Origin of the sequence: Rossellomorea yichunensis (assembly GCF_032337515.1) — a bacterium.
Taxonomy (GTDB): Bacteria; Bacillota; Bacilli; order Bacillales; family Bacillaceae_B; genus Rossellomorea; species Rossellomorea yichunensis.
The window spans coordinates 528,349-542,697 of the sequence record NZ_JAVYAD010000001.1 but is presented as its reverse complement, the minus strand read 5'-3'; the positions used below and the strand labels follow the sequence as shown (position 1 = coordinate 542,697).

At 43.4% G+C, this 14,349-nt stretch carries 10 protein-coding genes; 1 reads left to right on the top strand and 9 read right to left on the bottom strand.

Annotated features, from left to right (window positions below; genetic code table 11):
- Positions 1–60: 60 nt before the first annotated feature.
- The gene (locus RSX31_RS02725; RefSeq protein ID WP_315633172.1) at positions 61–2,742 is read right to left on the bottom strand and encodes a cation-translocating P-type ATPase; all 2,682 of its coding nucleotides are present in this window, start codon (positions 2,740–2,742) and stop codon (positions 61–63) included.
- A 212-nt stretch (positions 2,743–2,954) separates the two neighbouring features.
- Here RSX31_RS02725 and RSX31_RS02720 point away from each other — a divergent pair, with 212 nt between their 5' ends.
- Complete coding sequence (locus RSX31_RS02720; protein ID WP_315633171.1) at positions 2,955–4,658, top strand: Rqc2 family fibronectin-binding protein; 1,704 nt, start codon at positions 2,955–2,957, stop codon at positions 4,656–4,658.
- 103 nt (positions 4,659–4,761) lie between these two features.
- Here the strand turns inward: RSX31_RS02720 and pyrE are convergent, their stop codons facing one another.
- The 8 genes from pyrE to RSX31_RS02680 are packed head-to-tail and all read right to left on the bottom strand — an operon-like array spanning position 4,762 to position 14,247.
- Positions 4,762–5,385 carry an orotate phosphoribosyltransferase gene (gene pyrE, locus RSX31_RS02715; RefSeq protein ID WP_315633169.1) on the bottom strand — a complete coding sequence of 208 codons (624 nt, stop codon included), beginning with the start codon at positions 5,383–5,385 and terminating at the stop codon, positions 4,762–4,764.
- Entirely contained in the window at positions 5,386–6,093 is a 708-nt protein-coding gene (pyrF, locus tag RSX31_RS02710; protein WP_315633168.1) for an orotidine-5'-phosphate decarboxylase, read from the bottom strand.
- The gene (locus tag RSX31_RS02705; protein ID WP_315633166.1) at positions 6,065–7,006 is read right to left on the bottom strand and encodes a dihydroorotate dehydrogenase; all 942 of its coding nucleotides are present in this window, start codon (positions 7,004–7,006) and stop codon (positions 6,065–6,067) included. Before RSX31_RS02705 ends, pyrF begins: the two co-directional genes overlap by 29 nt.
- Positions 7,003–7,776 (bottom strand): dihydroorotate dehydrogenase electron transfer subunit, encoded by a 774-nt coding sequence (locus tag RSX31_RS02700; RefSeq protein ID WP_315633164.1) that lies wholly within the window; start codon positions 7,774–7,776, stop codon positions 7,003–7,005. Before RSX31_RS02700 ends, RSX31_RS02705 begins: the two co-directional genes overlap by 4 nt.
- Positions 7,773–10,985, bottom strand: a complete 3,213-nt coding sequence (carB, locus tag RSX31_RS02695; protein WP_315633163.1) for a carbamoyl-phosphate synthase large subunit — start codon at positions 10,983–10,985, stop codon at positions 7,773–7,775. The genes RSX31_RS02700 and carB overlap by 4 nt, the downstream gene beginning before the upstream one ends.
- A complete protein-coding gene (locus RSX31_RS02690) occupies positions 10,978–12,069 on the bottom strand; it encodes a carbamoyl phosphate synthase small subunit (protein WP_148993560.1) in 1,092 nt (363 codons plus the stop codon). The genes carB and RSX31_RS02690 overlap by 8 nt, the downstream gene beginning before the upstream one ends.
- Positions 12,066–13,352: a dihydroorotase gene (locus RSX31_RS02685; protein ID WP_315633158.1), complete on the bottom strand. Its 1,287-nt coding sequence runs from the start codon at positions 13,350–13,352 to the stop codon at positions 12,066–12,068. Before RSX31_RS02685 ends, RSX31_RS02690 begins: the two co-directional genes overlap by 4 nt.
- 16 nt (positions 13,353–13,368) lie before the next feature.
- Complete coding sequence (locus RSX31_RS02680) at positions 13,369–14,247, bottom strand: aspartate carbamoyltransferase catalytic subunit (RefSeq protein ID WP_315633156.1); 879 nt, start codon at positions 14,245–14,247, stop codon at positions 13,369–13,371.
- Between the last annotated feature and the right edge of the window lie 102 nt (positions 14,248–14,349).

Sequence of the window (14,349 nt, the reverse complement as noted above, 5' to 3'; positions counted from 1 at the left end):
TCACTATATAAAAAAGGTAATAGAGGTTATTCTCTATTACCTTTTGGATTATACCACATTTCACTGTTTTTTTCTTGCAAAAAATGACCCTGCCAGTAAAAACGTTGGAACCGAGCTTAAACCAATGATCAAGAACCAGTCCTTTAACACGATTGGTACTGTATGGAAGATCGGCTGTAAGGATGGGATGTAAATCACGAGAAGCATCAATACGAGTGAAGATAATACGGCCCACACAAGATACATATTTCCGAAGGGATTTCTTGAAAATACAGAAACTTCACTTCGACAGTCAAACACATGAATGAGCTGTGCCATCACCAATGTAGCAAAGGCAACGGTTTGGGCATATGCCAAGTGATCGGGGTGAGTCTTATACGACAACATGAAGGCTAGTAGAGTGACACCCCCGATTAAGAAGCCCCTTGAAACTACCTTCCAGCCTAATCCTCTGGCAAATACGCCTTCTTTTGGATGCCTTGGTTTCCTCTTCATTACATCATCTTCCGGCTTATCCAGACCAAGTGCCATGGCAGGAAGTCCATCTGTCACAAGGTTCACCCAAAGAATCTGTATCGGCACCAATGGAAGTGGGAGGGCCAGGATCATGGCAAATAGCATGACGAGAATTTCCCCTACATTCGATGCCAGCAGGTACCGAATAAACTTCCTGATATTTTCGTAGATGTTTCTGCCTTCCTGGATGGCTGATTTAATCGTTGCAAAGTTATCATCCAAAAGAACAAGTGAGGAAGATTCCTTGGATACATCTGTCCCGGTAATTCCCATGGCTACACCAATATCCGAAGATTTTATTGCCGGAGCATCATTTACACCATCCCCGGTCATCGCCACCACATGCCCCCTGTTTTGAAGGGCTTTGACGATTTTTAATTTATGCTCAGGAGAAACACGTGCAAAAACAGAAACCTCTTCCACGATTTCTTCCAGTTCATGAACTTCCATTTGATTCAATGCTTTTCCATCCAGAACGCGATCTTTGTTTTTTAAGATTCCTAGCTGCCTGGCAATCGCTTTAGCCGTTAGAATATGATCCCCTGTAATCATCACCGTCTTAATGCCGGCTGCCCGACACTCTTTGACTGCCTGCTTCACTTCAGGTCTTGGAGGATCAATCATACCTTGTAAACCAATGAAGGTCACCCCTTCTTCAATGTCACTTTCCTTGATCCCTTCGATGGATCTTTCATTGAGGGGTTTATAAGCAATCGCAATGTTTCGAAGAGCATTGGACGACATTTCACTGATTGCCTCTTCTACTTTTTGGAATATTTCAGCTGATTTATATTGAAGTCTTCCTTCCCACAAGATGGTTTCGCTCTTGCCGACTAAAACGTCGGGAGCACCTTTCGTTACAGAGAAATGTTTCCCGTTTTGGTCGACAACGATGATACTCATCATCTTTCTTGTAGAATCAAAGGGGAATTCTTTTACAATCGTAAACTTCTTCTGCAAAGATTCCCGGCTCAAACCAGCTTTCAACCCCGCCACAAGAAGAGCCCCTTCTGTAGGATCTCCATCAACTACAAAGTTTTCTTCTCGTGTTACGAGTTCCGCATGATTGCATAGCATACCAAAGGTTAATAATTGTTGAAGGGCATTTTCACTGTGAGGTGTTACCCTTTGGTCTCCGCTGTAAAATTGGCCATCCGGTTCATACCCGGTCCCTGTTACCGTCCACGTTCTGCCTCCACTCCAAAGATGTGTCACCGTCATTTTGTTTTGAGTCAGAGTTCCTGTTTTATCTGAGCAAATAACTGATGCACAACCTAATGTTTCAACAGCCGGCAGCTTTCGTACAATCGCTTTCTTCTTGATCATTCGCTGGACGCCGAGGGAAAGAGCAACGGTTACAATGGCAGGTAGACCTTCTGGAATGGCGGCAACTGCCAAAGAAACCCCCGCTAAGAACATTGTGTACATATCGTGCCCCTGGATAACACCGATTCCCACGACCAATGCTGTCAACACAAGGGCAACGGAAATCAGTATTTTCCCTAACTCTTCAAGTTTTCTTTGAAGTGGGGTTATCATCGTTTCAGCCTTTTGAATCATATCAGCGATTTGTCCCATGGCTGTCTTCATTCCGATCGAAGTCACAACACCAATACCATTACCCCTAGTTACCATCGTCCCCATAAAAGCCATATTCTCTAAGTCTCCGAGACTCATGTTTTCACCATTGACGGGGTTCGTCGATTTTGTTACAGGTAGAGATTCCCCTGTTAAAGCAGATTCTTCTATTTCCAGATTGTTCGTTTCAATGAGGCGTACATCTGCCCCGATCCGATCCCCGCTTCCAAAGCGGATGATATCACCGATAATGACCTCTTTAGAAACAACTTTCACCCACTTGCCATCTCTCAACACCGATACCTGAGGTGCTGAAAGTTCCTTTAAAGCCTGCAGGGACCTCTCTGCTTTACGCTCTTGAAAAAAACCTAAAAAACCGTTTATTAACACAATGGCTATGATGGCAATCGCATCGATGTATTCTCCCAGTAATCCTGAAATAAGTGTGGCTGCCAATAACACAAGAACCATAAAGTCCTTAAATTGACTGAAAAATAGTAACAAAGCTGACTGCTTCTCAGCTTCCTCCAATTGATTGTACCCAAATTGTTTCCGTCTCTTTGCTACATCATCAGTTGAAAGACCCTCTTGATAATTGGTATTTAATGACTGCTCTATGTCCTCTTGTCTCATCTCATGAAATTTCATGCAACCATGTCACTCTCCTCCTACGATACGAAAAGTTGTCCTTCTCATAGCATTCTTATTCAGACTCGTCCTAAAAAATGATATGATTTACGTATGTTTTGCATTTTACCTGTGAGAGGGGTAAAATCGGTTACATTTGATACAGAGATACCAAGATCAAGCCTGGCAGATTTAAAATACACCGAAATCGTATAAAGCAAAGGATGTTATAAATGTCATTTGATGGATTATTTACTAGAAGCATGACGAAAGAATTGAATGAGAACTTATTGCACGGACGCATCAATAAAATACATCAACCTTACAAAAATGAAATCATCATGATCATCCGGGCGAATGGAAAAAATCACAAACTTCTATTATCCGCCCATCCCAGTTATTCAAGGGTACAAATAACAAAAGAAAACTATGAAAATCCTTCTGTCCCACCCATGTTCTGTATGCTCCTACGAAAGCATCTGGAAGGGTATATTGTAGAGGGGATCAAACAGGTTGAACTGGATCGGATGATCATAATTGAAGTGAAGGGCAGAAATGAAATCGGCGATATTTCGTACAAACAATTAATCATCGAAGTCATGGGACGCCATAGTAACATCATTCTAGTTGATAAAGAACGAAATATGATTCTGGATAGTATCAAACATATTTCACCAAGTATGAATACACACCGTACTGTTTTGCCTGGTCATACGTATGTTTTACCACCACAACAAGATAAAAAAAATCCACTTAATGCTACCAGTGAAGATGTTCTTAGAGCACTGGACTTTAACTCCGGAAAACTGGATAAGCAGATTGTCCAAGCTTTTGCAGGCATTTCTCCTCTTTATGCAAAAGAGGTTGTTCACCGTGCAGGAATTGGTAACCAGTCTACGATTTCTGAATCATTCTTAAAATTGATTCAGTATGCTAAATCGAATGACACTACACCAACCCTCATTGGCGGCGAGAAAGAAACGTTTTACTGGATGGATATTGAACATCTGCAAGGAGAGAAACAAACCTTTCCTTCGTTAAGTGAATTATTGGACCGTTTCTTCTATCAGAAGGCTGCACGGGACCGGGTGAAGCAACAAGGAAACGACTTGGAACGTTTCATCCGAAACGAACGGGATAAAAATGTAAATAAAATTGAAAAATTAAAAAAGACGCTGGATGATGCCCAGCAGGCAGATCGGTATCAATTGCTTGGTGAACTCCTTACGTCTAATTTATATGCGGTTGAACGAGGAATGACTGTGGTTAGCGTGGTAAATTATTATGATGAAAACGGGGAAAGTGTCATGATCCCCCTCAACCCGCAAAAGTCTCCATCAGAAAATGCCCAAAACTATTTTTCACGCTATCAAAAAGCAAAGAATGCAGTAAAAATCGTTCATGAGCAAATTGAAAAAGCCGACGAAGAGATTGTCTACTTAGAACAATTACTTCAACAATTAGAATCGGCATCAACAAAAGACGTTGAAGAAATAAGAGAAGAACTGGAAGAAGAAGGCTACCTGAGGGTCCGTAAACAAACGAAAAAGAAAAAGGCCCATGTGAAACCTGTTCTGGAAAACTACACTTCCAGCGACGGCACACAAATCTTGGTCGGAAAAAACAATAAACAAAATGATTATTTAACCAATAAAGTCGCGGGTAAAGAGGATATATGGCTTCATACGAAAGATATTCCAGGTTCACACGTTGTAATCAAGAGTCCGGATCCTTCCGAGGAGACGATTAAGGAAGCAGCTAAAATTGCTGCCTACTTTAGTAAAGCAAGGGAATCAAGCTCGGTGCCTGTTGATTTCACTGAAGTCAAACAGGTAAAGAAACCAAAAGGAGCCAAGCCCGGCTTTGTCATTTACGAAGGACAGCAAACGGTGTATGTGACACCTGATTTGGATTTGGTCCGTTCGCTGAAGAATTGATATTTATTAAAGAAGCACTTCCAATCTGAAAAAGGGTGGGAGTGCTTTTGTTTTTCCCTCATAAAAAAACTAAAAGCAACTCACAAAAGAGTTGCTTTCCACCTTAACTGCCCCATTTCTCCGGATTTTCACTCCAAAGCTTCAATTGTTCCAGTTCTTCTTCCCGAATGATCGAGTTTTGAAGTGCTACATCCAATAAGCTTGAGTAATCGGATAGAGCATATGCCTTAATGTCGTGATCTTCAAGCATGCTTTTCCCTTTTTCTAACTCGTAAGTAAAAATGGCAGCCACCCCTAATACGTCGCAGCCCGCTTCTCTTAAGGCGTTCACAGCTGTGATACAGCTTCCGCCTGTCGAGATGAGGTCTTCAACTACGACCACTTTTTGACCAGGGGCAGCTTTCCCTTCAATTTGCTTTCCTTTTCCGTGAGCTTTCGCTTTCGAGCGAACATAACACATTGGCAGGTTTAGTTTTTCACTTACCCATGCAGCATGCGGAATTCCAGCTGTTGCAGTCCCTGCAATGACTTCCACATCGGGGAACTGCTTTTTAATAATCTCGACAAGACCCGTAGATATTTCATCCCGCACAGCAGGATAAGATAAGGTCAGTCGATTATCACAATAGATCGGGGACTTGATTCCTGATGACCATGTAAAAGGCTCCGACGGGTTTAAGAATACGGCTTCGATGTCTAATAATTTTTTGGCGATTTCTTGTTTCATTTAGAGGCCCTCCCATTCATGTACAATTCGTTCATATGCTTCGACCGGGTTACTTGCTCCAGTAATACTTCTTCCTACAACAATGAAAGAAGATCCCATTTCTTTTGCCATACGTGGTGTGGTGACTCTTTTTTGGTCTCCTTTTTGATCTTCTGGTAACCTGATCCCAGGAGTGACCCGAATAAAATCTTCACCACAATGTTCTTTTATAAGAGAAGATTCGTGAGGAGAACATACCACTCCATCAAGACCCGCCATTTTTGCCAGGTTGGCATAATGTAAAACAGATTCGTTGATCGTTTTAGGTATTAGTTGCTCTTCCTGCATTTGTTCTTCCGTTGTTGAGGTTAACTGGGTGACGGCAATCAGTTTTGTGCGTGAATGATTGGCTGGAGTGCCGGCGTGTAAACCTTCCAATGCCTTTTCCATCATTAAACTTCCGCCTGCAGCATGCACATTGATCATATCAAGGTCGAACCCGGCAAGTCCCTTCATGGCGCCGTATACTGTATTGGGAATGTCATGTAGCTTCAAGTCCAGGAAAATACGATGATTTTTATTTAAGATCTTTTCGATGATAACCGGTCCATTTTGAAGGTACAGCTCCATGCCGACTTTTACATTTAAACTCTCTGAAAATTGATCTAAAAAGATTGATGTCTTCTCCCACGTTGGGAAATCAAGAGCTATAAACGGCTTTTGATTCATGCTTCCCCCAGCTCCTTCCGGTCAGTTGGGATATATGCTCCACTCCCAGTTCATCAAGTAATGGCGGTAAATCTTTAATGATCCGTTGACACACGAATGGATCCACGAAGTTTGCTGTTCCGACGGCGATGGCACTTGCCCCTGCGTAAAAATATTCAATGACATCCTCAGCAGTTTGTATGCCCCCCATTCCGATAATCGGAAGATCCACCTGTTGACTTACTTCATAAATCATACGGATCGCAACCGGTTTAATGGCTGGGCCGGATAATCCCCCTGTTTTATTTGCCAGGATCGGTTTTCCAGTCTTTATATCCAGTCTCATCCCGAGGAGTGTATTGATCATCGTCAGACCATCTGCTCCCCCTGCTTCGACAGCCTTGGCCATTTCGACAATATTGGAGACATTAGGTGATAGCTTTACATAAAGAGGGACCTGGGTGACCTCTTTTACTCTCTCGGTCAATTCTTTTGCCACTTCGGGGATGGTACCAAAGGCTATTCCCCCCGTTTTTACATTTGGGCAGGAGATATTCAATTCAAGGGCCTTAACGTTTTCTGCGGTTGAGATGACTCTTGCCACCTCCACGTAATCCTCCATTTGGGAACCAGCCACATTTGCAATGATCGGTACATCGTACTTGGAAAGCCATGGAAGTTCGTTTTCCATCACCCCTGTGAGTCCGGGATTTTGTAATCCTATCGCGTTCAGCATTCCAGCATTCGTCTCTGCAACGCGTGGAGTCGGATTTCCAAAACGAGCTTCTTCTGTCGTCGCTTTAATCATGATAGCCCCGAGCTCGCTTAAATCATAGAATTGACTGTATTCACGACCAAAGCCAAAGCAGCCTGATGCCGGCATGACCGGGTTTTTTAATGATAATCCCGGTAATTCTATGTTTAATGATTTCATAAAAGCACCACCCCTACTGGAAATACAGGTCCGTCACTGCAAACCTTAACGTAGCTTGACCCTTGTGGATCATCCTGTTTGTGACAAACACAAGCGAAGCAAGCGCCAATTCCGCATCCCATTCGCTCTTCTAAAGAAATGAATCCGCGTCTGTCACCCAATTGGGATTGAAGTGCTTTCAGCATAGGTGTCGGACCACATGAGTAGAACACATCAAAATTCGGAGATTCATTATGAATGACATCTGTTACATACCCGGAAGTTCCGAGCGTTCCATCCACTGTAGCGACAAAGGTTTCCCCCAATTCTCTGAACTTGTTCACATAAAAGCTCACGGATTCAGTTTGAAAACCAAGGATGTGCTTCACAATCCAACCATTTTCAACCAGCTTTTTAGAAAGACCATAGAGGGGAGGAACTCCAATTCCCCCACCTACTAATAGAGCGGTCCTGCTGTCACTATCCACTGAGAACCCATTTCCAAGAGGTCCTAAAACATCTATTATTTCACCATTTTTCGCTTGTGAAAGAATTGTCGTCCCTTTTCCTTCAGCTCGGTAGATCAATGACATGGTGAGTTCTTCATGGTTATGGGAGGCGATGGAAATCGGCCTCCTCAGTAAAGGGTCTATTCCCGTACCCACTTTAATATGGACAAATTGTCCGGGAGCTTTGATCTCTCTCACCAATTCTCCTTGTAGAACTAATTCAAAGATGTTTTCAGCTATTCTTTCATGAGAAAGCACCACCATCTTTTCATTTACGATCATTGAAAAACCGCCTCTCTCGTTTTCGGTTGTGATGGAAGAGCCTCAGCAGAGAATGTCATGGATTCAATCACTCGCAGGATGGCTTCTGCTGTATCGAGTGATGTAAGACATGGGATGCCGTTTTCTACTGATTCCCTACGGATTCTAAATCCGTCCCGGGCAGGTTGTTTTCCTTTTGTCAAGGTATTGATGACCAGCTGTGTTTCTCCACTTTGGATGATATCCAACAGGGTTGGTCCGCTGGATCCGATTTTATCCACTTCACGTACGGCAATATTTGCTTTTGTCAGGTGCTCGGCCGTACCTTTTGTTGCAAGGATTTGATACCCGATATCGATAAATCGTTTCGCCAGGAGAACCGCTTCGTCTTTGTCTTTATCTGCTACGGTCATAAGTACAGATCCATATTCTTTCATTTGCATTCCTGCTGCAACCATTCCTTTGTAGAGGGCTTTTTCCAGTGTAAGGTCTTTCCCCATTACCTCACCTGTTGATTTCATTTCAGGCCCTAAAGTGATGTCGACCCGTCTTAGCTTGGCAAAGGAGAATACAGGAACCTTCACATAGACACCATGTTTTTCAGGTATTAGTCCTGATTTATATCCTTGATTCTTCAGGGAGATTCCAAGGATGGACTTGGTTGCAATATTCGCCATTGGTACATTGGTGATTTTACTGATGAATGGCACAGTACGGCTGGAGCGTGGATTCACTTCCAGAACAAATACTTCACCTTTGGAGATCACATATTGGATATTCAGTAACCCAACAATATTTAACCCTTTTGCGAGTCGTGTCGTGTAATCGACAATGGTTTGTTTTTGTTCCTCTGTCAACTGCTGTGGAGGATACACCGCGATTGAATCTCCGGAGTGAACCCCAGCCCGTTCGATATGCTCCATGATTCCAGGTACGACTACGTCCACTCCGTCAGAAATGGCATCCACTTCAATTTCTTTTCCGATCAGGTAACGGTCGATTAAAACCGGATGCTGCGGGTTGACCTTTACTGCATTCTTCATGTATTGAAGCAGCTCTTCTTCTCGGTAAACAATTTCCATAGCTCTTCCACCAAGGACGTAAGACGGTCTGACCAGCACCGGGTATCCGATGTGTTCAGCAATGGAAATGGCTCCTTCAACTGATACCGCTGTCTTTCCTTCAGGTTGAGGAATGCCAAGTTCGTTCAGAGTGTGTTCGAATTTATCCCTGTTTTCTGCACGATCTAAATCTTCAAGAGATGTACCGAGAATCGTGACTCCTCTTCTCACCAGCTCATCTGCCAGATTGATCGCGGTTTGCCCACCAAATTGCACGACAACTCCCTTAGGCTTTTCAAGATCAATGATGTGCATGACATCCTCTACCGTGAGAGGTTCAAAGTATAATTTATCCGAGATGCTGAAGTCGGTCGAAACCGTTTCTGGATTGTTATTTACAATGATCGCTTCATACCCCGCTTCTTTAATGGCCCAGACAGAGTGAACGGTTGCGTAATCAAATTCTACTCCCTGACCGATCCTGATCGGTCCTGACCCAAGAACGATGACACTTTCCCTTGATGTGACCCTGGATTCATTCTCATCCTCATAGGTTCCATAGAAGTAAGGAGTTTCTGATTCAAACTCAGCCGCACACGTATCTACCATTTTGTAGACAGGTGTTAAATCATTTTCTTTTCTCCAGCTATACAATTCAGCTTCTGTACTATTCCATAGCTTGGCAATGGTAATGTCTGAAAAGCCCATTCGCTTTGCTTTTTGACCCAGCTCAAGATTGAAGGGATGTAAGGTTAATTCCTTCTCGAATTCTACGATTCTATTCATTTTATACAGGAAGAAAAGATCGATTTTGCTCCAATCATGAATGGTTTCAATCGTCACTCCTCTTCTAAGTGCTTCCCCGATATAGAAGAGTCGTTCATCTCCTGCTTTGCGGATTCTCTTCTCGATCCACTCGTCTGTAAATTGCTCAGAATCACTTAACTCCATATGATACGTATTGCTCTCCAAGGAACGAATCGCTTTAAGAAGTGACTCTTCGAACGTTCGGCCAATCGCCATTACTTCACCGGTTGCTTTCATTTGTGTACCCAGATTACGCTTGGCAGCTTCAAATTTATCAAACGGCCATCTTGGGATTTTCGTCACTACATAGTCCAGTGCAGGTTCGAATGATGCATATGTTTTGCCTGTTACAGGATTCATCATTTCATCCAGGGTAAGTCCTACTGCAATTTTTGCTGCAAGCTTGGCAATTGGATACCCCGTTGCTTTTGATGCAAGTGCAGAGGAACGGCTCACCCTTGGATTCACTTCGATGATGTAATACTGGAAGCTGTCCGGGTCAAGGGCAAGCTGGACGTTACAGCCCCCTTCGATCCCTAATGCGCGGATGATCTTTAAGCTTGTATTACGAAGCATCTGATACTCCCGGTCACTTAGTGTTTGACTTGGAGCTACGACGATGGAATCTCCCGTATGGATTCCCACCGGGTCGATGTTCTCCATATTACACACCACGATGGCATTATCCGCTGCATCCCTCATAACCTCGTATTCAATCTCTTTAAATCCTGCGATACTTTTTTCCAGTAGACATTGAGTTACCGGGCTGTACTTCAGGCCTGATGTTACAATTTCAATTAGTTCTTCTTCATTGTGACAGATCCCTCCGCCGGTCCCACCCAGTGTATAGGCTGGTCTTACGATTACTGGGAAACCGACGCTTTCTACGAAATGAAACGCTTCATCCACCGTTCGGATGATTTCGCTCTCTGGAACCGGTTCTCCGAGTTCATTCATTAAATTTCTAAATAGGTCACGATCTTCTGCCTTCTCGATTGCCGAGAGCTTCGTTCCGAGAATTTCCACTCCACATTCTTCTAACACTCCTGATTTAGCGAGTTCAACAGCCAGGTTTAATCCTGTTTGACCACCTAATGTAGGAAGAACCGCATCCGGACGTTCTTTACGAATGATTCTACTGACAAACTCCAGTGTCAGTGGTTCGATATACACTTTATCTGCCATTTCAGCGTCGGTCATAATCGTAGCAGGGTTTGAATTGACGAGGATGACACGGTACCCTTCCTCTTTTAAGGCGATGCACGCTTGAGTCCCCGCGTAATCGAATTCTGCCGCCTGTCCTATGATGATTGGTCCGCTCCCGATAACTAAGATGCTTTTAATGTCTGTACGTTTAGGCATGTTGAAGCTCCTTTCTTTTCTCTTCCTTCATAAGTTGTAAAAAATCATCGAATAAGTAATTTGAATCCTCAGGTCCAGGAGATGCTTCCGGGTGGTACTGAACCGTGAAGGCAGGGAAATCTAAATGCTTTAAACCTTCTACTGTTCCATCATTGATGGCCATGTGAGTAACTTGAAGCCTAGTTCCTGCCAACGACTTTTCATCTACAGCATAACCGTGGTTCTGGGAAGTCAGTGCTACTTTTCCAGTTTTCAAGTCTTTGACTGGATGGTTGCCTCCTCTGTGACCAAATTTCATTTTGAAGGAATCGCCTCCACATGCGAGAGCAAATAATTGATGCCCTAAACAAATTCCGAAGAGAGGAATTTCCCCCAGGAGCTCTTTAACCGTTTCTATCGCTTCCGGTACATCTTTCGGATCCCCCGGTCCATTTGAGAGCATGATCCCGTCAGGCTGCAAGCGACGAATCTCTTCCGCTGATGTATGATAAGGAACCACAATCACGTCACAATCACGCTTGTTTAATTCTCTCAGGATTCCGTGCTTCATCCCAAAATCCATTAACACGACACGATATCCTCTTCCCGGACTGGCATATGCTGTTTTCGTTGAAACCTGCATGACTTGGTCGGTTCTAAGTGCAGTATCATGCAATTTCTCAAGCATTTCTTTCGGATCCAACTCTGCCGAACAAATGATGCCTTTCATTGCCCCATGCTGTCTGATGATCCTTGTTAACTTTCTTGTATCGATATCAGAAATTCCTGGAATTCCTTTTACTTTTAATAATTCATCCAATGTTGATTCATTTCTCCAGTTAGAAGGAAAATCTGCAACTTCTCTTACAATGAATGCTTTGATAGCTGGAGTGATGGACTCAAAATCGTCGCGATTGATTCCATAGTTCCCTACGAGGGGATAGGTTAAAGTGACAAGCTGTCCACAGTATGATGGGTCTGATAGAATTTCCTGATACCCTGTCATACTTGTGTTGAATACCACTTCTCCAATCGTTTCTTTGTTCGCTCCAAAGCCTTCTCCTACGAATACTGTTCCATCATCTAAAATGAGTTGTCTTTTCATTGTTTGTTTCCTCCTTCATTCCATACAAGAGATCCCTGATAAAAAGTGGCTTTCGGAAAGCCTTTACACTCCCACCCTTTAAATGGAGTGTTTTTTCCTTTTGATAAAAACCCAGCTGGATCAATCACTTTTTGTTCATGTATATCTATAAGCGTGAAATCAGCTTCTCCTCCTACTTCTAGTAGTCCAAACGGAAGGTTAAAGGCTTTGCTTGGTTTAATCGTCATCCAATCAATTAGCTGCTTTAACGTAAAGATTCCCTTCTCTACAAAGTGTGTGTAGAGTAACGGAAAGGCTGTTTCCAATCCAACTATTCCGAAAGGAGCGAGCTGCATCCCTTCTGATTTCTCTGCTTCAGTATGAGGTGCATGATCCGTCGCGATAAAGTCGATGGTTCCATCGAGCAACCCTTCTATTAACGCTCGCTGATCTTCTTTGCTTCTAAGAGGCGGGTTCATCTTGAAATTCGGATCAAGTCCCGGAATATCTTCTTCGCATAAGAGAAGATGGTGTGGTGTTACCTCAGCTGTCACATTGATCCCGGCCTTTTTAGCATCGCGGACCACTCTTACTGACTCTTTCGTTGAGATATGACATACGTGATAATGCACGCCTGCTGCTTCTGCCAGCAGCACATCCCGGGATATATGTACTGCCTCACAGATAGAAGGTATCCCATTCAGGTCATGCTCTTTGGAGAATGTTCCATCATGGACCGCTCCTCCATAAATCAGTGTATTCTCTTCACAGTGGGCCACTATGGATGCATTGATGCCGGCTGCCTTCTTCATGGCCTCAAACATCATGCCAGCCGATTGCACCCCTACCCCGTCATCTGTGAAGGCAAATGCCCCATTTTCCTTTAAGGAAGGTAAATCATTAAGGGTTTTCCCAATTTGTCTCTCTGTGATGGCTGCATAAGGTAACACCCGAACACTGGATGTTTCAGAGATTTTTTTGTTAAGGGCTTGCAGATTTTCTACTGAATCAGGTACGGGTCTTGTATTAGGCATTGCAGCGATGGTCGTGAATCCACCCTTGGCAGCAGCTTTTGTTCCCGTTTCGATTGTTTCTTTGTGTTCTCCCCCCGGTTCTCTTAAATGGACATGAAGATCAACAAATCCTGGGGAAATCAATAACCCATCTGCTTGAAATTCCTGGTGATCGGTACGTTTGAGATCTGTTCCCATCTCGATGATTTTCTGATTCTCCACCTTTACATCCACTATCTCAAGATCACCATTCTTAGATAGAATACGTGCATTTCGAATTAACCAATTCATTTCAAATTCCCCCTAATTAGTTGATTTCAAGTGCTCTCTTTAAAACAGCCATTCTGACGAATACTCCATTTTCCATCTGCTTAAAGATTCTTGATTGATCACATTCCACCAATGAATCTGCAATTTCAACTCCACGGTTGACCGGTGCCGGATGAAGAATGATACCGGTTGGTTTCATTCGTGCTTTTCGACTTTCCGTCAAACCAAAGCTTTCATGGTATTCTTCTTTCGTTAGGCATGAGGTACTATCGTGGCGCTCATGTTGGATTCTAAGTAACATGACCACATCAGAGTCTGCTATACAGTTATCTATCGGCATATATTGATGTCGATCCTGTGATGGGAACCATTCCCTTGGTCCAGAGAACATCACTTCTGATCCCAGCTTTGTTAACGCTTCTGCATTGGATCTTGCCACTCGGCTATGGGCAATGTCTCCAATGATGGATACCTTCAGTCCTTCAAACCCTCCAAATTCCTGGCGAATGGTCAGCAGGTCCAAAAGGCATTGAGTAGGATGATTACCACAGCCATCGCCTCCGTTGATGACGCTTAAGTTAAGTGGTTCAAGTTCATCGAAGTATCGTTCAATGGAGTGTCGGATGACTACGGTTTCAACACCGATGCTTTCTAATGTTTTCACCGTGTCATACAAGCTTTCTCCCTTTTGTACACTTGAAGTCTGTGCTTCAAATGGGATGACCTCGAGTCCAAGCTTCCTTTCCGCCATTTCAAAACTGCATTTCGTCCGGGTACTTGCCTCGAAGAAAAGATTGGCTACATATCTATTGGAGCCTTCCCTCCATGTTTCTCCTTCTTTAAAGCGTTCAGCCGCATCTAATATTTCAATGATTTCCTCTTTTGATAAATCATTCATTGTCAACAAGTTCTTCATCATGGGACAACCCTTTCTTCTCTTCTTTCAAAAAAACACCCTGTCAATTTTCTGACAGGGTGTTTTTGAACATGCCAACAGGGACAGTGCGAAAAATCCCAC

Bases quoted from the DNA above. Each gene is read 5' to 3' on its own strand.
- carB (WP_315633163.1), bottom strand. From the start codon at position 10,985: ATGCCTAAACGTACAGACATTAAAAGCATCTTAGTTATCGGGAGCGGA.
- pyrE (WP_315633169.1), bottom strand. From the start codon at position 5,385: ATGAAACAAGAAATCGCCAAAAAATTATTAGACATCGAAGCCGTATTC.
- RSX31_RS02725 (WP_315633172.1), bottom strand. From the start codon at position 2,742: ATGAAATTTCATGAGATGAGACAAGAGGACATAGAGCAGTCATTAAAT.
- RSX31_RS02690 (WP_148993560.1), bottom strand. From the start codon at position 12,069: ATGAAAAGACAACTCATTTTAGATGATGGAACAGTATTCGTAGGAGAA.
- RSX31_RS02720 (WP_315633171.1), top strand. From the start codon at position 2,955: ATGTCATTTGATGGATTATTTACTAGAAGCATGACGAAAGAATTGAAT.
- RSX31_RS02685 (WP_315633158.1), bottom strand. From the start codon at position 13,352: ATGAATTGGTTAATTCGAAATGCACGTATTCTATCTAAGAATGGTGAT.
- RSX31_RS02700 (WP_315633164.1), bottom strand. From the start codon at position 7,776: ATGATCGTAAATGAAAAGATGGTGGTGCTTTCTCATGAAAGAATAGCT.
- RSX31_RS02680 (WP_315633156.1), bottom strand. From the start codon at position 14,247: ATGAAGAACTTGTTGACAATGAATGATTTATCAAAAGAGGAAATCATT.
- RSX31_RS02705 (WP_315633166.1), bottom strand. From the start codon at position 7,006: ATGAAATCATTAAACATAGAATTACCGGGATTATCATTAAAAAACCCG.
- pyrF (WP_315633168.1), bottom strand. From the start codon at position 6,093: ATGAATCAAAAGCCGTTTATAGCTCTTGATTTCCCAACGTGGGAGAAG.